This window comes from Verrucomicrobiia bacterium (genome assembly GCA_036405135.1).
In the GTDB taxonomy this organism is placed as follows: domain Bacteria; phylum Verrucomicrobiota; class Verrucomicrobiia; order Limisphaerales; family JAEYXS01; genus JAEYXS01.
In genome coordinates, this window is the sequence record DASWYF010000018.1 from 92774 (window position 1) to 112247 (window position 19474).

A 19474-nucleotide genomic window follows, 5' to 3' on the forward strand; every position below is an offset into this window, starting at 1 on the left:
CAAGTTCATTAAGGCAAAGGCGCAATCTCGCGCACAGAAAACTTCTTCACTTCCACATCCACTTCATCGGTGCGGAAATAAACCGTCGGCCGCCCTTCTGTGATGATGTAGTCCTGCGGACGGTCGCAGCCGACTTCTTCCCCTTTCCAACCGCCCTTGTCCGTGTATTCGGATACCAGCTTCCACTCGTTCTTCTCCTCGGCATCCAGATACAGCTCCAGCTTTACATGCTTGCCGCCATCTACATTGCGACAGACGAACTTCAGACCGATCCATTTATCTTCGGGAATCGTCTTAACAGGTTTCGGCGTTGGCAACGGCCTCAAATCCGTATAGCCACCGGAATGCCAAATCTCTTTCTTGAAGCCGAACTTGCCATCGAATCTGGCCGTGGCGTGATAACTCGTGCCATCACACGGCTTCGTATCACTGTGCTTCTCTCCGCTGCGAACACTCAGGCAGAACGATTGATAATTCAGCTTCTTGGCGATCGGACCGCGCTTCGCATAGACCGTCATCTCCACATTCGTCCACAGCGGGCCACTGTATTTCCCCTCTTTGTCCTTGGGTGAAAACACCCGCAACCGCGTGATACCGGCTTTGATCGAAGCCACGCCATCCTTGATCTGCAAGGTTCCATCGCTATTCACAAACAGCGGATCAGCCGGATCGGTGCCGCTCTGTTTCACCGTCCGTTCCTTATCCCATTGCGCGAACCACTCACGCCCATCCTTCAACGTCGGATGCAGCATGATCACAGCGAAACGATCATTGCCCGCATCTGCCGCATGTAATTGCACGCATGCGGCCAGCAAAAGAACCACGCTGATGATTTTGAGATAACGCATAGGATCACAATTTCATCGCGAAGTGTATCTGACGGCCCACCTCTTTGAAACCACACGAAGGATACAGATGATTGCCCACTTCATTGTAAGCCATCGTCTCGATCATCGCGTATTCCATCCCTTGCTCACGGAAGTAAGCCAGCGCGTGTTCGATCAGTTTGCGTCCTAACCCCTGCCCGCGCGTGGAAGCATCCACTGCGAGGTTCGGGATGCGCCCCTTGCCCAATTCACGGTCAATGCGCGTAGTGATGTAGCCGACGACCTTTTCACCGTTCACCGCTACAAATACGCCTGAGGGATTCGCCGCCACATCGTCATCGATATGACGCGCCTTGCGCCAGCGCCAATCGTGACCGTTCAGGATGCCACATTCCTCTTCCACCTTTTGATCGATGGCGATGCCTTCAAAGCCTTCCAGCGTGAGGCGCTTGAGTTCCGCCAGATCGCCCGGCTGGTAAACACGGATGTGGAGTTGCATTCCGCTAGCATAAGAAAACCGGGCGAGGACTCAAATCCTTACGCCCGGTTTTTCATGAGATATTTAATCGGTCACTTGAAGTCCGCTTCCATTACGATGCGATAGCGCGCCTTGCCTGCACGCAAGTGTTGAATGGCCTCGTTCACCTTCGACATCGGAAACACTTCCGTCACCGGAGCGATCTGATGGCGCGCGCTGAAATCCAGCATAGTCTTCACCGTGGCCGGACTGCCGAGCGGCGAACCGGAGATGGATTTCTGGCCGCCGATGAGCGAGAACGCCGCCACGGGGATCGGCTCCAGCACGGCACCGACGAAGTGTAACCGTCCTTTCGGAGACAGCGCACCGATGATGGTGTTCCAGTCCATCGACGCATTCACGGTGGAGATGATGAAGTCCAGCGAACCGGCGATTTTTTTCATCTGCGCGGCATCCTTGGAATTGATGACCTGATGCGCGCCCATCTTCATGGCTTCATCGCGCTTGGAATCGCTGGTGGTGAAAGCCGTGACTTCGCAGCCCCATTTGTTCAGGAATTGCAAGGCCATGTGCCCTAACCCGCCGATGCCGATGACGCCCACGCGATCCGTCGGCTTCACACCGCATTGCACAATGGGATTAAAGACCGTGATGCCGCCGCAGAAAAGCGGACCGGCTTTCGCGGCATCCAGCTTGTCCGGCAAGGGCGTGGCCCAGGCCCAATGAGTGCGCAGACGATCAGCGAAACCGCCTTGGCGACCGATGAGGGTTTCCTCCGCATTCGGGCAAAGGTTGTGATTGCCGGAGAGGCATTGCTGGCAGGACATGCAACTGCCGGAGAACCAGCCCATGCCCACAGTCTGTCCGATCTTCAAGCCCTTGGCCTGTTCGCCGAGGGCGACGATCGTGCCCACGGCTTCGTGGCCGGGCACGAACGGGAACGCGCTGCGTCCCCATTCATTATCCAGCATGGAAAGGTCTGAGTGACAGATGCCGCAGTGGGTCACCTTGATCTCGACTTGCTCCGGCTTCAGTGGGCCGGGATCGAAATCGAACGGAGTCAATTTACCACCGGCCTCACGGGCCCCATACGCACGAAACTTGTCACTCATACGCTCTCCAATCGCTGGTCGTTTTGTTGATGTTACGCGGTCACCGGTTGCAGCACCGGGTAATCAGTATAGCCGCGTTCATCGCCGCCGTAAAATGTGTTTTGATCCGGCGCATTCAATGGCGCTCCAGCGCGGAAACGCTCAACCAAGTCCGGGTTCGCGATGAACGGAATACCGAAGGCCACGAGATCCGTCTCGTCCTCATTGATGCTGTGTGCCGCCGAAGAGGCATCGTAACCCGCATTTGCAATGAACGGGCCTTTGAACGCCGCGCGCATGGACGGCGATACTTGCACTCCGGGAGCCGCCAGGAAGTGACCGGGCTTGCCTTCGAGCACATGCAGATACGCGAGCTTGAAGCGGTTCAGAATCTTCGAGGCATGTGTGAACGTGGCGACCGGATCGCTATCGCGCATGTCGTTGTAAGGATTCGTCGGAGAGAGACGCACACCCACATGTTCGCCAGACCATGCGCCTACGACTGCGGAAGTGACTTCCAGCAGGAAGCGGCTGCGGTTCGCGATGCTCCCGCCGTAATCATCCGTGCGCTGGTTCGAGCCATCGCGCAGGAATTGATCGATGAGATAACCATTTGCCGCATGGATCTCCACACCATCGAAACCAGCTTCACGAGCGAGCTTCGTCGCACGAACGTAATCCTCAATCACGCCAGGGATTTCATCCGTCTCCAAGGCACGCGGAGTCACATAGGGTTTCGTGCCGCTGGCAGTATGAGCGTTGCCTTGTGCCGCGATGGCAGATGCGGAAACAGGCAACGCGCCATTGTGGAAATCAGGATGCGAGGCGCGGCCCATGTGCCAGAGCTGGAGGAAAATACGTCCACCAGCCTGATGCACGGCTTCCGTCACGGGCTTCCAGCCTTCCACATGCGCTTGCGTGTAGATGCGCGGGGCATTCACCCAGCCGACACCTTGCGCGGAGATCGCGGTGGCCTCGCTGATAATGAGGCCCGCTGAAGCGCGCTGGCGGTAATACTCGATCATGCGCGGATGCGGCGTGCCATCCGCATGCGCACGACCGCGCGTAAGCGGGGCCATGACGAGGCGGTTAGGGAGCTTCAAAGCACCGGCCTTGAACGGAGAGAAGAGGATTTCGTGGCTCATAACATTGGAGATTTTGTGGGTTTAATATTTTAAGATCACTGTGCGGTTAAACCGCCATCCACGGTGATGGATTGACCGGTGATGAAGGAGGAATCGTTCGACGCGAGGAACACCACGGTGTTCGCGATCTCATCCGGCTGGCCGATGCGACCGATCGGATGCAGGCTCGCCATGAATTTGCCGACTTCGGAATCTGCCCCGCCGGCGAAGCGTTCGAACATTTCCGTCTGGATCACCGCGGGCGAGATGGCGTTCACGCGAACACCCAGCTTGGAATATTCCAGCGCGGCGGATTTCGTGATGCCCAGCACGGCGTGCTTGCTCGCGACATACACACTGGCGTTCGGCATACCGATGAGGCCGAGCGCAGAAGAGGTGTTGATGATGGAGCCGCCGCCGCTCTTGAGGATCGCGGGGATCTGATATTTCAACGAGTTGAACACGCCTTTCACATTGATATCGAACACGCGCTGATACTCTTCTGCCGTGAATTCAGCGGAGGTGGCGTGTTTGCCTTCCACACCAGCGTTGTTGAAGGCGATGTGCAGCGCACCGAATTTCTCGATCGTCTTGTTCACGAGATTGGCGACGTCCGCTTCGTTCGCTACGTCCGTTTTCACGAAGAGACCTTGGCCACCTGCGGCCTCGATCTGGCGCACGGTCTCCTGCCCTTCGGATTCACGACGTCCGCTGACGACGACTTTTGCTCCGGCTTTGGCGAGAGCGACGGCTGAGGCGCGACCGATGCCGCTGGTTCCGCCGGTGACGATGGCTACTTTGTTTTGAAGTTTCAGGCTCATATGTGTGTTTTAGTTAGAAGGTTTGGGGTTTCTGGTTTTTGGTTTCGAGTTTTTAAGAGCGGCTGATTTCGGGTGAAATCAGCCGCTTGAATTTTCGCTTACGCAGTCACGGTGGTTAAGGCTTCGAGCTTGGTGAGGACGGTGCGTTTGCCTACTGCGCCCAGTGTAGTGTCACGCACTTCACCATCGCGGAAGTAGAGCAGCGTGGGCATGGCCTGCACGCCGTAGCGCTGGGCGATCTCCGGGTAGTTGTCCACGTTCAGCTTCGTGACTTTCAGGCGACCGGCCTGCTCCGTGGCGATCTCTTCCAGCGTGGGCGCAAGCATCTTGCACGGGCCGCACCAGTCGGCATAAAAGTCCACGACGACAGGCTGGGAGGATTGCAGCACTTCGCTCTCGAAGTTCGCATCAGTCAGTTCAATGGTATTTTTCATATTCAGTTTCAGTTGAGGTTGCGGTTTCTAAATTTTTGAGTTCGTGAATCACGCGGCCAAGGCAGCGAGGCGATGTCCATGGCGGACGGCGTTCTGCCGCACGGCCCAGGTGTTCACCGCTTGCACCTTCTCTTCCGCCAAGGTCGGGAACAGCAAGTGCGGATAGGTGGTCTCCCACGCGAGCGCTTCTGCCTCGTTCAAGGCGAGCTGCACCATGTGGTCATGATCCTCGCGAAGATTGTTGAACTTGCTCTTCAAATTCTCCCGCGCCTGCTCAATGGCATTCAGCACCTTCTGGCATGCACCGATGGCGGCGATGTGACCGCAGACCGAGTTTTGGCTGACTTCGTGATTGTGAGTTTGTGTGTTCATATCGCGCTTTCCTGTAGTTGACTATTTAGTAAAGTTTTAGTTCAAAAAAATTTTAAGCCGACACCACTTCTACGTTTGTCGCACCCATGATGGCCAGCATACCGGGATAGAGATCTTTCAAGATGGCCGGATCGTTATGGATGCGCGCCTGGGTCATCACGCCTTCCATGTAGGCGAAGATCATACGCGCCATGATGGCCGGTTCCCCTGCCCGCGCCAGACCTTCGGCTTGGGCATCACGAATGGTACTCTCAAGATACTTGCGGTAACGGCCCAAAACATCCTGAACCGTGAGGCGCAATTTATCGTCCTGAGTGCAGATCTCCGCACCAAGCGTGAAGATCGGGCAACCCAGCACGGAACCGCAACTGCAGCGCATTTCCGACTGTTTCTGGAACGAATTATCGCAGTAATTCTTCAAGCGTTCCAAGGGCGCCACGGAAGGAGAAAACGTCTCATCCATCTTAGGGCGGTACTCTTCCCAATTCGCCAGCAAGGCCGCAGAGGCCAGATCCGCCTTGGACTCGAAGAAGTAGTAGAAACTGCCCTTCTTGACGCCCGCCTTGTCACAGATGAGGTCGATGGTGGTGCTGCCGTAGGAGCCTTTCCAAATCAGCTCCAACACAGCTTCCATCAACCGCTCTTTTGCATCGCTCGTGCGTCCCATATGTTTTCCGTTTCTGAGAGCAACCTATCTTAATTTACTATTTAGTCAACTATCTTTTAGGCGAATATTTTATAAGCCGATCTCCTGTCACAAATCATGATCAAAACCTCACTTCTTATTCGTTGCTTCAGAGTTGGATTGTGGAAGAAGCCTGACCTCAGGTTTGATCAGCATCAGCTCTCCCAAATCTGTCAACTTGCCAGCGGGGATCACCACTACGTCATTCGTAAATCCGGCGATCATGCGCGGACCCCGGAAAACCACATTGGAATTAGGGTCGAGCTTTCTCTCAACCCTGAGTTCCAAACGATAATTTCCGGGTGGAACATCGTAAACTGAGATCGAACCATCCGCATTCACTGAAAAGGCATATTCCTGGCGTGCTTTTGCCGCCGAACGATATGCCTCTGTCCGCATATACTGAACGTTTTCACCAGGTTTGGGAGCCCGCTTCTCCACCTGCCATGGCCATTGCACAGGAGATTTCTCCAAACGGGCGAACAGACTCGTCCCCGCCCAATCGAACGGGGCCTTCTCCGGCATGAATACCTTGGCACGGACTAAAGCACCTTTTCCTCCCAGCGAGACATTCACTTTCTGGCCGGGAGCCACTACCACAACAGTATCGTGACTGAATGAGCCTCCGTGGGATTTCGCCAAGAGTTCTGCCTGTCCAAGCGAATCATCAACCGGAACCACCGGCCCAGCCTTTACGATGCGGAATATCTTGTACTCACCGGGAGGCACGTATTCGAAAACGAACCGCCCAGCAGCATCTGTCTTGGTGCTGAATCGAGCGCCGGAGAGCTCCAAGTTATTACCGCTTCCCGTCCCTAACGTGCGCAACCACATGTCCTCGCCTGCGCCAATCTTCTCTCCGATTTGCAATTGCCCCTCGACGCGTCCCCATGGCTGCAGACGGATGACAGGATTCTTTTTAAACTCTTCGGGCGACACCATCGCCACGCCCTGTTCATGGGCCGCAGCGATGCCAAGACAGCCGCCTGTTTGCGGGTGCCTGAACACGCCGTTATTATCGACATCAATGGCTTTCGGCCCGTTATAGGTTATAAACCGCCTGTCTCCCACAGTTGCATTGAAACGTGCTGTGGAAAAAACGACTGAAGCGCCGATCGCAGGCGTGCCATCTGGCAACAAGACCTTGCCTTCGTAATCTTTGCCCGGCTCCAAAAACACATCCTGGTCCTTCTCCAATTGAGCGGTGGTGAAGGTCGTTATCAGCGGTTGATAACCTGAAGCCGTAAAGGTCGCTTTGATCGAATTCCCGGAAAAAGACACGGGCATCCGATAGTTTTCAGATGTGAATCTGGTCGGGTTTGGAATTGAACTGGCACCCAAGGCTTCCCATTGCAGGTAAAAGTCTTTGATCGGCTGTTTGGTGACGGCATCAAACACACGCCCCTTAAATACTTTTACACTGCTGACATTGGATGCCCGCGTGAGGATCACTTTCTTTTCGACACCATCAGCCACCCAATTAGTGACGCGCTGCGGCAGATAACCCGGCGCGGAAAGACTCGCAGTGATGGGTTCGACCGGCGCCGACGTCCATACCAGCCGGCCTTCAGCGTCTGTGCGCGTAGTGAACGAATAAGGTCTTTGTCCCATTCCAGTTGGTGAATCCACGGCAAAAAATCCATTGGTGATGGTAGTGCCATCCGTGTTCATCACGATTCCACGCAAAGTCCTGCCCGGGAGCATGACAATGGAAAATTCTTTAGGAGGAGGATCAAGCGGGATTGCTTCCATTTTGGACGCATATCCCGTGGCCTGCAAAGTCAGCGCCATGGTCTTGGGTGGCAATCCATCGATCACAAACCTCGGGCCGCTGGCATTGCTGATATGGAAACGGCCATCGGCACCGTTGGTGATGTTACCGGTGGATTCATTCCACTGCTGGTTGATGGTGATCCGCACTCCCGCCACAGGATTTCCCGCTTCATCGACGACGCGACCCGAGATCGCGATACCTGCTTTCAAAGTCATCACCGCATTCATCGACGCCAAGTCAGCCATGCGCAACTTCAACGGACCTGTGGTCGGCTCATTAGCCAGATCAATACGGTAGCTATGCTTTTCGTACTGAGGATGGGTGACAAAGAATTGGAGGTCTTCGAATTTTTTCGGCGCCTGGTTAAAGATCCATTTTCCTTGCGCATCTGTGGTCACTTTGGCGAAGGCGTGGCCTTCCAATAATCTTTCACGCTCCATCATCACAGACCTAGACGGTCCCGATATTTCAACCGTTGCTTCGGGTATGCCCTTTCCAGTTTCATCCCTCACCTGACCACCGATTGTTCTGCCCTTGTCCAATCGGGTAGTATATTCGTCAGGGATATCAGATTGCTTGTCCTGCTGAAGCGAAGACCACTTGAGCTCACGCGCCGCATAGCCGGAACGCCTGATTCTGATCTCATACATGAAGGGAGCATTGGAAGCAGCGGGCTTGGGCACGGAAGCATATCCGTCTTTATCCGTGGTGGCGACGGTTCTGCCGTTACGCACAGTAGCCTCTGACAATGGTTGACCGGAATCGTTATCCAATACTCGCACACGGAGCTGAGCAGCCTCCGTGCTCGTGGCAGGCTGCTGGGCGGACGCATCCGAAGTAGATTTTTTTTCTGACTGGGCGGGTGCGGAGGTTTTCACTGCGGGCTTGGTAAGTATCAACTCTCCCAAGTCATGCTCTGCTTGATCCGAAGATTTCTTTTCTGGAATAAGCACAGCGGCCCGCTCAACTCCGCCGATGGAAGTCATCACGATCATGTCATCCGCTGCGGTCTGCGCAGGTCGCTCAGCCGAGAATACAACTACTAAGAGAGAATACTCACCGGGAGTGACATTTTCGAAAATGATCTCTCCACCGGCACGATTCTTCTGGCTGTAATCCCTGAATTTAAGCTGGGAATCCCAGTAAGTTTCCGATTCCCAATGGGGATTTTTGAAATCAAATGAATCTGCCTTAAAAATTTCCCGGATGCTTGTCGAAATCAAACGCCCCGAAATCTGCACTTTGGACCAATCCCAGCCCACCGACGATTCCGGCAAAACAAGTTTCGCTTTCACAGTCAGGCCTTGCCCTTGGGGTAATGGACTGATGACTGTTGTTTTTCCGGCTTCGACACGGACGAATCCCATCAATGCTCCATTAGAAAAGATAGTCTCGATATGAGGCCGTGAAACCGTATGCGGAGGAGGAGATTGCGCCCACAACACACGATACTCACCAGGCGGAATATTCTCAAAGGTGTAACGTCCTGTGCTCTCCAGTACGGAATAGAACTTGGAATCATTGACCAGAACCGGGCCGTTCGCTACTGCCAGCAGCAAAGGCGACAGTTTCAGGTAACCACCTTTTCTCGAAGCTGCTTCCACCGCCAAAGTGCCCTCTACACGTCCCCATGGTTCCAAACGTATCACGGGCTGTGCGCGGAAATCTTCGACTTTGATTTGAGCGAAGCCTTGGGGATACGAGACCATGACGAAGAGAACTCCTTTCTCATCAGGCAGAGAGAAGCTGCCCTTGCCATCCGTCTCTGCAGTTTGGAAATCAAAAAGGTTGCCGGCACCGAATCCGCGAGTGGTGACTTTCGCACCTGAAGCGAGTTGTCCATCAGGCAGCAGGACCTTGCCCATAAGATTTGTAGATAAGGATGGAGTGTCTAAATTTTTGCCGGTGCTCTTGACTTCTGAAGCAGCTGGCACGACCGCAGGCGAAGGTGCCTGCGCACCCGTCAAACCGACTAATCCCAAAGCTAACAGCAACACTGCCGCCAAACCGGACCATTTCGTTGGCAAACGGAAGGAGGCGATCCGCTTCAGGCGTTCGGCCATCTGTTGACGGTCTTCCACAATGCCCACCAAGCCGGGGATGGGTTTGGCTTGGCTGATATTCTCAAGCAGTTTGAGGATTGTCTGGCCGTAGTTCCGACCTTCCATCTCACCGCTGTAGATCAAGGCGAGCTCATCGCAAGCCAGTTCGCGATCGGCACGCAAACGGGCAAAGGCGAGCCAGATGAAAGGATTGAACCAGTGGATGATTTGCAAGCCGGTCACCAGCCAGTTCAGCCACATATCGCCGCGCTTCACATGCGCAAGCTCGTGCAGGAAAATGTGGCGGAGTTCAGCTTCACTGAAACTCGTAGCGAGACCTTTCGGTAAAAGGAGTTGCAAGCGGAAGAGCCCGTAAATTGAGGGGCTTTGCAAGGCGTCCGTCTCGAGCAACTCGACATTGCGACGCACATCCATGATGTGCCGACACTCATCAAAGATTGACTTAGCCTCGCCTGATACTACCTGACAGCGGGTGGAGACAGAACGGTGAAAGCGAACCATCAAGAATAACAGATGTCCAACCAAAGCGCAGACACCAAGCATCCAAAAATAAAACAAAAGCGCCATGGGCCCAGTGACAGTGACATGAAGCGCCTTGTCTTCTGTCATGGCATCACCACGCACCTGAACAATTGAACCCGGTTGGGAAACCACCACTGGTGGCGCAACACTCGTCAATGGCTCCGAGGTCATCTCTGACCGATCACGTGGGATAATTGTTTCTTCGACATCAGAGAGATGCTTTTCCAACTCCTTCTCATTTCCCGGCACAGTCAGAACCAGAAGTTCGGTCCCATCGGTCATTGGATGGTCAATTTGCGGGTAAAGGTTGGCCAAGCTAAAACTGCTGGGCGGGCGTATCGGCACCAACAGGCAAATCAACACGATCCACCACATCAGAAAACGCCATCTAGCCGTGAGCTGTCTCAGGAATATCCGTTGAACCAACAAAACCAATAACACCAGCACCGTTGCCTGCAAGGAGAGCACAACAAGGCTCTGCAAAAACGGCGCGACCTTGAGGTAAAGATCGGCACTCATTTGCCATCCCCTTTCTTGTCCAGCAACCGTTTCAACTCAGCAAGTTCCTTGGGGCTGAGTTTTTTCTCCTCTACGAAATGAGCGAGCATCGGTTGCAAGGAACCGCCGAAGACGCGTTGGAGGAAGGACTCAGCCTCGGCACGCACGCAATCGCCCTCCTGAACCAGTGGGCTATAGAGATAGGCGCGGCCATCTTGCTGATAGGCGAGCGCTTTCTTTTTCACGAGCCGGTTCAGGAGGGTTTTGGCGGTTTTCGGATGCCAGGAGGGATCTTGGCTAGTGAGAGCCTCGATGATCTCATGCGCGGTCAGCGGCGAGCGCTGCCACAAGACTTTCATGATCTCCCATTCTGTGTCCGAAATACGGGGCGGTAGTTCCATGGCGTCTGCGGTTAATGATTACAGATGTAGTCTAGTGTATGGATTACACTTGTAAACAAATATTTCAACAACCGGCGAAGAATTCTTAACTGCTTCTTTTCCATCAACTATCAACCGCGCTGGCTTGACACTCTGGCAACCCCTTCGGGATAGTGCAGCGCATCAGCCCGGCAGCGGTTTTGGCGCAGGCGCAATGTGTGTGCCTCGAGACACCCAAAGCGCCGGGCTTTTGGGAAGCTGTTTTGCATGGATATCGTGTTCAAATGCCCGGTCTGCCAGCAGGAACTGGCGGTGGAATCCTCCCTTGCGGGAGCGGCCCTCTCCTGCCCTTCGTGTGAGAAGCCGATCACCATTCCGAAAACGGATTCGCCCGAAGCCAGAACGGTGGATCAGGCGGACACCATTTTCCTCAGCAAGACGCCATCTGCACCACAATCCAACAAACCCATCCGCGTGCATCCGATCAATAAGCCGGGCGGTTCGCCGGAGGTATCGCATCAGGATGCGAGGCTGGCGATGAAGCTCTCGGATGCCGTGCGCGCCATCCGCACGGAGGTGGCCAAGAAGATCGTGGGCCAAGACGACGTGATCGAGCAGTTGCTCATCGCCATCTTTGCACGCAGCCATTGCTTGCTGGAGGGTGTGCCCGGTCTGGCGAAGACTTACATGGTGAAGAGCGTGTCCGAAGCGATGAATTTTTCCTTTCATCGTGTGCAGTTCACACCGGACCTGATGCCTGCGGACATCACAGGCACAGACGTTATTCAAGAAGACCCGGTCACGGGGCATCGCCGGTTGACATTCCTGAAAGGACCGATTTTCGCGCAGATGATTCTGGCGGACGAAATCAACCGCTCGCCACCAAAGACGCAAGCGGCGTTGCTGGAAGCGATGCAGGAACATTCCGTCACGGTGGGTGGACAGACCTTCAAGCTGGAGGAACCGTTCTTCGTGCTCGCCACGCAAAATCCTGTCGAACAGGAAGGCACGTATCCCCTGCCCGAGGCGCAACGGGATCGCTTCATGTTCCACGTGAAGGTCGGTTATCCAAGCCGCGAACAGGAGCGTGAGATCATCCGTCGCACGACGAGTGCGTTTTCAGCAGACATCGTGCCGGTGCTGACAGGTGAGGAAGTCATCGAGTGCCAAAAGATCGTGCGCAAGGTGCCGGTGCCGGATCATGTCACGGATTTCGTATTGGACCTCGTCCGCCGCAGCCGTCCGGATGAGGGCGATGCCCTGCCCTTCATCAAGGAACTGGTGGCGTGGGGACCTGGTCCTCGTGCGTGCCAGCAGCTCATCCTGGGCGGCAAGGTGCGCGCCATCTTGCAAGGGCGCTTCCACGTGACCATCGACGATATCCAAACGCTGGCCTACCCGGTGCTGCGTCATCGTATCGTGCCGACGTTCAACGCGGAGGCCGAAGGCATCTCGGTGGATACGATCATCGGTAAGATTCTCGAAGCGATACCGAAGGGTGAGGCGAAGACGGTGCTGTGATCTAAGCATGAGGTATGAATTATGAAGTATGATTTGCGAGTTCGTAAACGTGCTTCGAGTTTCACTTCATACCTCATAATTCATACTTCATAACTCTTTCCCACGTGGCTCACGTCGCAAATCTCCTTTCGCCCACTGACCTGCAGAAGATTTCCAATCTGCAAGTGGTGGCGCGTCTGGTGGTGGAGGGCTTCTTCTCGGGTTTGCACAAGTCACCGCACAAGGGTTTCAGCGTCGAGTTCGCGCAGCATCGCCAATATGTGCAGGGCGATGAGATACGGCGGCTGGACTGGAAACTCTTCGGCAAGACGGACCGCTATTATATCCGTGAATACGAGGAGGAGACGAATCTCCGCGCGACCATCCTACTGGATCAAAGCGGTTCGATGAATTACGGGAACGAGAACGGCGTGACAAAGCATCACTACGCCTCGCGCCTCGCGGCTTGCCTCTCCTACCTGATGATGCAGCAGCGGGATAGCGTGGGCCTCGTCACATTTGATACAGAGATCCGCCGCTTCATTCCACAGCGTTCCGGTGTCGGGCATTTGCGCGTGATGCTGGATGAACTGGATCAGAGCAAGCCAGCGGGTGAAACGGAGTTGAGCGATGTCTTCCGCAGCCTTGTCCCGCGCATCCAACGGCGTGGTTTGCTTATCATCATCTCGGATTGTTTTGCGACAGTGAAGGATCTCATCACGGCGCTCGCGCATTTCCGCGCGGCGAAGCATGAGATCGTCCTCTTCCAGATCATGGATCGCGATGAACTGGAGTTTCCGTTCGAATCGTGGACACGCTTTGAATCGCTGGAACAGGCGGATTGGCATCGGATGGTCGAACCGGCGCAATTCCGTGAGGCATATCTGGAGAACTTGGAGAAGTTCCAGAAGGAACTGGTGGATGGCTGCCGTAGGCATCGCATCGACCACGTCCGTCTCATCACCGATCAGCCTTATTCCGAGGCGCTCGCCCAATATCTGACCCGACGGCTGGGACGAGCATGAGCTTCCTGAATTTCGCATTGCTCGCCGGTGTGTCAGCGGCCTCCATCCCGCTCATCATCCACCTGCTCCATCGCAGCCGCTTCCGCGTGGTGAAGTGGGGCGCGACGCATCTGATGGATGCCGCGCTCATCAAGAACTCGAAGCGCATCCGCATCGAGCAACTGCTGTTGCTGATCCTTCGCTGCCTCATTCCGGCGGTGCTCGCTTTTTGCATGGCGCGACCGGTCTTGAGCCAGTTGGCGGCACTCGCAGGTTCTTCCAAGACTTCGATGGTGTTGCTGTTGGATAACAGTTATTCAATGGAATCCGGCGGCAAGGACACAGGGAATTTTGTGCAAGCACGCACGACGGCGAGCGAAATCATCACGAGTCTTGGGCGCGGGTCTGACGTGGAAGTCATTTTGATGGCGGGGGAGAATCCTGAATTGGAGGCCATCCCGAACTTCGATCTGTCACGTCTCGGCAAAGCGGTGAATGAACTGGATGCGGGATATGGCAAGGCCGATGTGGCAGCTTCTTTCGAGAAAGCGGCAGCGATGCTGGGCAAGATGCAGAACACCTACCGGCAGATCGTGGTGGTGAGTGATTTCCAGAAAGTAAGCTGGACGGAGGAAGATGCACCGACTCGCACGCGTGCATCGGAATTGCTCAAGGCTATGCCGTTGCCACCACAAGTGACTTTCGTGCATCAGGGGGTGGAAGGTCGTGATAATGTGAGTGCGGAATCGTTGGATTTCTCACGGCTCATCGTGGGTGTGCGCCAGCCTATTCAGGTGCGGGCGAATCTGCGAAACTTTGGCGAGCGGCAGTATTCCGATCTGCGTGTTTACTTCCGCGTGGATGGCACGGAGAAAGGGGCCTCGCAAATCTCGCTGGGGCCCGGTGAACGGCAGCAGGTGTTGTTCACCCATGCATTTGATACGGCAGGCTCGCACGTCATCGAAGTGGTGGCGGATGCGGATACGTTGAAAGCAGACAATAGTTTTCAAGCGGCCATTCCAGTATGGGACACGGTGCCGGTGCTGCTCTACAACGGTGCGCCGAGTGTCGAGGCTTTGAAGGGTGAAACAGACTTTTTGGAGATTGCGCTGCAACCATTCGGCCAGGCGAAAGCGGATTTGACGGACCTGATCACCACAAAAGTCATCGATGGCGAGAATGACATCAAGGTGGAGGATTTGCCGAAGTATCGCACGATCGTGCTGGCGAATGTGCGGCAGCTTAGTGATCGCTGGGTGAAAGGGTTGCGCGATTTCGTGAACAACGGCGGTGGTTTGCTCATCTTCCCCGGCGACCGCATTGATACGACGTGGTATAATCGCGTGCTGGCGAATGACAATCAGTTGCTTCCCCTGCCCCTTGCCTCCTTGAACGTGGGTGGCAACGGCAAGAAGACGACCAAGATCATCTCGCAGAATTATTCGCATCCGGCGATGGAGATGTTCAACGATCCGCGCAATGGCACGCTTTCCGATGGTGAAATTTTTACGTGGTTCAAGCTGGCCGAGCGCAAGGAAGAGCAGACGGTGAATGTGCTGGCGCGGTTCGAGACGGGTGAACCGTTCCTCGTGGAGAAGAAGCTGGGTGAAGGCCGTATCATCATGAGTGCGATCCCGTGTGATGTGGATTGGAGCAATTTGCCGGTGCGCTCGTTTTATCTGCCACTGTCACAACGGCTCGTCGTTTATCTCGCTTCCACAATTTTCCCGCCGCGTAATTTTGAAGTAGGTAAACCCGCAGCCGTATTCCTCGATAAAGCCGCCATCGGCAAGAAGGCGATGATGGTGGATCCCTCGGGCCAAAAGCATGATGTCGCAGTGACGGATAAGGGCACGCGTGGTTTGGCAGAGTTCCGGGCTACGCAACGACCGGGGCAATATCTGCTCACGGCACCGGATGGCAAGGTGACGCATTTCGTGGCGAGCACTTCGCGGCAGGAGTCCGATTTGCAACAGCTCTCGGCAGCAGAGCGAGAGACGGTGGCGAAGCCGTTTGAGGCGAAGGTCATCACGTCATTCAAAGAGTTTCAGGCACTGGATCGCAGCCGTCGTTTCGGCAGTGAATTGTGGAAGCCGCTGCTGTGGCTGCTCGTGGCCTTGCTCTTCAGCGAACTGCTGCTGCAACAGTGGATCACAAGGAGGCGGCGATGAACGAAACAACCGTTCTACGCCTGAATGGGGATTGGTCGCTCGCGGTTACGCTTATCGTGTCGATCGGACTGGCGACACTCGCGTGGTGGTTGTATTGGCGGGAATCGCGGCATCGCAAAGGGGCGCTACGCTGGTTGCTGCCGACGTTGCGTTCGCTGGCGATTCTCTGGCTGCTTTTCATGCTGGCGGGGCCGATGCTGCATCATCGACAGGTCATCGGTGAGCTGGCGCGCGTGATCTTCTTCGTAGACGTCTCGCAGAGCATGAGCGTGACGGATCAGCAGATGCCGGCCTCGCGCAAGCTGCTGTATGCGCAACAAGCGGGCTGGTTGCCGCCGGGCAAGCTGGACACGGTTTTGGTGGATGGTGCGGAATCTCTGGCGCGGGCGAAACGGCACATTGCGAGCACGCAGGCGGAGTGGCCAAGCGATCGTTTGCGCGAACAGGCGAAGCTCGTGCTGAAGGATTTGGAGGATGCGGCGAAGTGTCTGGCGACGGTGCGCCCGGAGACTTGGAAGGTGGATAACGGGATGCGCGACCGGTTCAAAAATGAATTGCTGAATCAGGCGACAGAGCTGAGCAAGCGCGATATCGGAAACAATGTGGACGGTTTCTTGAACGATCTCTTCCGGCTGCAAGAGCCGGTGACGCGTTGGGAGAATGAATTCATGAAGAACTTGAACGTGCATGCGGAGAAGATGACGGGCGATGCTTCCTCACGCGCGGCCACGGCGAAGTATGATACCCTGCCCCGCTACAAGCGTATCGAGTCGCTGTTGCTGGATGGCAGCGAGAGTCTGGTGTCGCGGCTTTCGGTGCAGCATCACTTGGAGATACATAATTTGGGGGCGAACAAGAGCGAGATGCTGTGGTGGCCGGAATCGGAACAGGCGATCTCCACTTCGCTGAATTTCACGCCGAAGTTTGGCAGCACGGATCTGAACAGCAGCATCCGCACTCGGTTGGAGACGATCAAGGATGACGAGCGCGTGGCGGTGGTGGTGCTCTCGGACGGTCAGCACAACAATGGGCCGACGCCGGTGCAGCTCGCGAAGCTTTTGGGTACGAAGAAGACGCCAATGTACGTGGTGGGCATCGGTTCGGCGAATCATCCGCAGGATCTGGCGGTGCTGGAGGTGAAGGTGCCGGAGACGGTGTATCAGGATGCGTCGGTGAAGGGCTCGGTGGAGATCAAGGATGATGCGGCGCCGGGGCAGCAGTTCACGGTGAAGATCGAGCATCAGGGGACGACGTTGTGGGAGAAGAATTTTATCACAGAACAGCGTGGCTTGCGCTCCATCTCGTTTGATTTTCCGATCAAGGGAATCGTGGGGACGGAGATGCAGAAGCTGGATCGGGAGATCAGGTTCAGCAGCTTGCCGATGAATCTAAACGTGAGCGTCAGCACGGTGAAGGATGAGCGGGATACAGGGAATAACAACAGTGTGATGCGGTTCAGTGCGATCACGGAGCGGCCGAAGGTGCTCTTCATGGATGGGCGGCCGCGCTGGGAGTTCCGCTATCTGCGCAACTTGATGGAGCGCGATCAGAAGTGGGATGTGAACAATCTGCTGGCGGGTGTGGGCGGCGAGCAGATCAAGTGGGTGCGCGGCAAGTTGCCGGGGCAATTCCCGCCGGATAAGGAAACGCTGTTCGGCTATCAGCTCATCATCTTTGGCGATCTGCCGCAGAATACGTTCACGCCGAATGAACTGGATTGGATGCGTGAATTCGTGGAGCAGCGTGGTGGTGGCATCATCTTCGTGGAGGGGCCGCGTAATCCGTTGAAGGATTATATTTCCACACCGTTGAAGACATTGTTGCCGGTGGAGTGGCGCGGGGCACCGCTGGAGGGTGGCGGGCTAAAGCAGACGTTTGTGGCGTCGGGAACGTTGGAGGGGGCGTTCAGTCTGGCGGGTGATCCGGAGCGGAATCGCGAGTTGTGGGCGGCGTTGCAGCCACCGCGTTGGGCGGCGGGCAGTGAGTCATTGCCGGGCTCGGAGACGATCCTCGAAGTGACGGATGCGACGCGGAAGGCGGCATCGATCGTGTATCGGCGCGTGGGTGCGGGGCGCGTGTTGTATAACGGCATCGAGGAGACGTGGCGCTGGCGTTATGAAGTGGGCGATGTGCATCACCAGAAGTTTTGGAATCAGGCGGCGAAGTGGGTGATGGAAGCGCCCTTCCCGGTTCAGGACAAGCATATCGCGCTGGATTCGGGTGCGATGACGTATGCGCCGGGTGATACGGCGGAACTGCGCGTGCGGGTGCGGGATGCGCAGGGTCGCTTGAAGATGGATGCACGTGCTGAGGCGCAGCTCTACAAGGACGGGCGCAAGGTGGCGACGGTGGCGTTGAGTGCGGATGGGAATTCAGGCGGCGTGTTGCGTGGTCGCACGGCGGCGCTTGAGGAAGGCGAATACGAGGTGCGGGTGAGCACGACGGAACTTCCGGATAGCGATATCAAGGTACGGAGCAGTTTCACGGTGAAGCCGCAGGGCGCGGGTGAGATGGCGCAGTTGCATTGCGATGAGGAACTGTTGCAACAGCTCGCGTTTCATTCCGGCGGCGTGTATCTGCGCGAGGAGGAGACGGGGCGGTTGGCGGAGTTGTTGCGTCCGCTGAGCCAAGGTCGCGTGGTGGAGAGTGAGACGATTTTGTGGCAGAGCTGGTGGTGGTTTATCCCGCTGGTGACGTTGCTGACGTTGGAGTGGGTGTTGAGGAAACGGTCGGGGATGATTTAATGGCCGCAAAAAGGCGCAAAATTGAAGACCGGGGAAACGTCCAACTTCCAACGTTCAACTTTCAACGTCCAGAGACGGGAGAAGACACGACCGCGACAGAAGCCGGGGTGAAGTTTCACGAATTGGCGCGGATTTATCTTGGAACGCGGCGGCTTGTGCCGATGCGGTGTCGGGATGTCCTTGGAGGATCAGCCGCTTTGGGGACGAAGCGAGGGCAACGTTTCTAAATATTTCGAAGCCTATGAAGCTACCCTGCCCGCTGCGGCTGGTTTCCACCGAGGAAACACAGCCGCGGTCCACCGAACGGACTCGTGGCAAGATGCCACGATAACCCGCAGGCGAGGACGCCTACGCTACAGACGCTGTGCTCGAATAATTTGAGACGCTTGAGTTATCGTGCATTGAAGCGGCTTAAAAGCCGCGCTCCATTTTAGCCTTCCTAGTTTTAATGCAGATGAATGAACTTGAAATGATGCGCCATCAATTTACCATTCAACTCGATATAGGGGCAGAGGAGTATTTGGCCTCATAAAAGGGAACTCATTATGGCACGTCGCGTATTCTTCAGTTTTCATTATCAAAATGATATTTGGCGAGTCAGCCAAGTCAGGAATAGTTGGCTGCTGCATGATGGCGAAACCAACACCTTTATGGATTCTGCCTCATGGGAATCAGTAAAAAAACAAGGTGTATCAGCGATAAAATCTTGGATTGATCGACAATTGAAAGGCACTGGCGTTACCGTCGTTTTAGTTGGATCTCAAACGGCAGAAAGGCGCTACGTTCGTTACGAAATCGAAGAAAGCTACAAGAAAGGAAATGGCCTTCTCGTAGTTTTTATTCACAATCAGTAGCAAACCACAGAGCTGAGCCAAGCGTACAAAAGGAGATGAATGGCGCGTGAAAGAACGCGCGTGGCGGTTTTCTTGATTTTGATTTAAGCGGTTGAGCGGTTGTTTTTAAGGTCAACGGGGGCCTGTGCTATC

The 19474-nt window shown here is 55.4% G+C and carries 15 protein-coding genes; 5 read left to right on the top strand and 10 right to left on the bottom strand.

The window, feature by feature from the left end; all coding sequences use genetic code 11:
• Nucleotides 1–8 precede the first annotated feature (8 nt).
• The 10 genes from VGH19_08180 to VGH19_08225 form a co-directional block, all read right to left on the bottom strand.
• Nucleotides 9–848, bottom strand: coding sequence for a hypothetical protein (locus tag VGH19_08180; protein ID HEY1171328.1), 840 nt, complete (start codon nucleotides 846–848; stop codon nucleotides 9–11).
• A 4-nt stretch (nucleotides 849–852) separates the two neighbouring features.
• On the bottom strand, nucleotides 853–1326 hold the full coding sequence (locus VGH19_08185; GenBank protein HEY1171329.1) for a GNAT family N-acetyltransferase: 474 nt from the start codon (nucleotides 1324–1326) through the stop codon (nucleotides 853–855).
• 71 nt (nucleotides 1327–1397) lie between these two features.
• Entirely contained in the window at nucleotides 1398–2417 is a 1020-nt protein-coding gene (locus VGH19_08190) for an NAD(P)-dependent alcohol dehydrogenase (GenBank protein ID HEY1171330.1), read from the bottom strand.
• A 32-nt stretch (nucleotides 2418–2449) separates the two neighbouring features.
• On the bottom strand, nucleotides 2450–3541 hold the full coding sequence (locus tag VGH19_08195) for an alkene reductase (GenBank protein HEY1171331.1): 1092 nt from the start codon (nucleotides 3539–3541) through the stop codon (nucleotides 2450–2452).
• A 35-nt stretch (nucleotides 3542–3576) separates the two neighbouring features.
• Entirely contained in the window at nucleotides 3577–4341 is a 765-nt protein-coding gene (locus VGH19_08200) for an SDR family oxidoreductase (GenBank protein ID HEY1171332.1), read from the bottom strand.
• A 98-nt stretch (nucleotides 4342–4439) separates the two neighbouring features.
• Nucleotides 4440–4775 carry a thioredoxin gene (gene trxA, locus VGH19_08205; protein HEY1171333.1) on the bottom strand — a complete coding sequence of 112 codons (336 nt, stop codon included), beginning with the start codon at nucleotides 4773–4775 and terminating at the stop codon, nucleotides 4440–4442.
• A gap of 48 nt (nucleotides 4776–4823) precedes the next feature.
• Nucleotides 4824–5147, bottom strand: a complete 324-nt coding sequence (locus VGH19_08210) for a hypothetical protein (protein ID HEY1171334.1) — start codon at nucleotides 5145–5147, stop codon at nucleotides 4824–4826.
• Nucleotides 5148–5199: 52 nt separating this feature from the next.
• A complete protein-coding gene (locus VGH19_08215; protein ID HEY1171335.1) occupies nucleotides 5200–5814 on the bottom strand; it encodes a TetR/AcrR family transcriptional regulator in 615 nt (204 codons plus the stop codon).
• Between the two features lie 108 nt (nucleotides 5815–5922).
• Nucleotides 5923–10710: a M56 family metallopeptidase gene (locus tag VGH19_08220; protein ID HEY1171336.1), complete on the bottom strand. Its 4788-nt coding sequence runs from the start codon at nucleotides 10708–10710 to the stop codon at nucleotides 5923–5925.
• Nucleotides 10707–11090, bottom strand: coding sequence for a BlaI/MecI/CopY family transcriptional regulator (locus tag VGH19_08225; GenBank protein HEY1171337.1), 384 nt, complete (start codon nucleotides 11088–11090; stop codon nucleotides 10707–10709). The genes VGH19_08220 and VGH19_08225 overlap by 4 nt, the downstream gene beginning before the upstream one ends.
• Nucleotides 11091–11606: 516 nt before the next feature.
• Between VGH19_08225 and VGH19_08230 the strand changes: the two genes are divergently transcribed.
• The 5 genes from VGH19_08230 (at nucleotide 11607) to VGH19_08250 (ending at nucleotide 19342) form a co-directional block, all read left to right on the top strand.
• The gene (locus VGH19_08230) at nucleotides 11607–12590 is read left to right on the top strand and encodes a MoxR family ATPase (protein HEY1171338.1); all 984 of its coding nucleotides are present in this window, start codon (nucleotides 11607–11609) and stop codon (nucleotides 12588–12590) included.
• 104 nt (nucleotides 12591–12694) lie between these two features.
• Nucleotides 12695–13594, top strand: coding sequence for a DUF58 domain-containing protein (locus VGH19_08235; protein ID HEY1171339.1), 900 nt, complete (start codon nucleotides 12695–12697; stop codon nucleotides 13592–13594).
• Nucleotides 13591–15744 carry a VWA domain-containing protein gene (locus tag VGH19_08240; protein HEY1171340.1) on the top strand — a complete coding sequence of 718 codons (2154 nt, stop codon included), beginning with the start codon at nucleotides 13591–13593 and terminating at the stop codon, nucleotides 15742–15744. The genes VGH19_08235 and VGH19_08240 overlap by 4 nt, the downstream gene beginning before the upstream one ends.
• Nucleotides 15720–18488, top strand: coding sequence for a hypothetical protein (locus tag VGH19_08245; GenBank protein HEY1171341.1), 2769 nt, complete (start codon nucleotides 15720–15722; stop codon nucleotides 18486–18488). The genes VGH19_08240 and VGH19_08245 overlap by 25 nt, the downstream gene beginning before the upstream one ends.
• Before the next feature lie 545 nt (nucleotides 18489–19033).
• Entirely contained in the window at nucleotides 19034–19342 is a 309-nt protein-coding gene (locus VGH19_08250) for a TIR domain-containing protein (protein ID HEY1171342.1), read from the top strand.
• The last annotated feature ends 132 nt before the right edge of the window (nucleotides 19343–19474 follow it).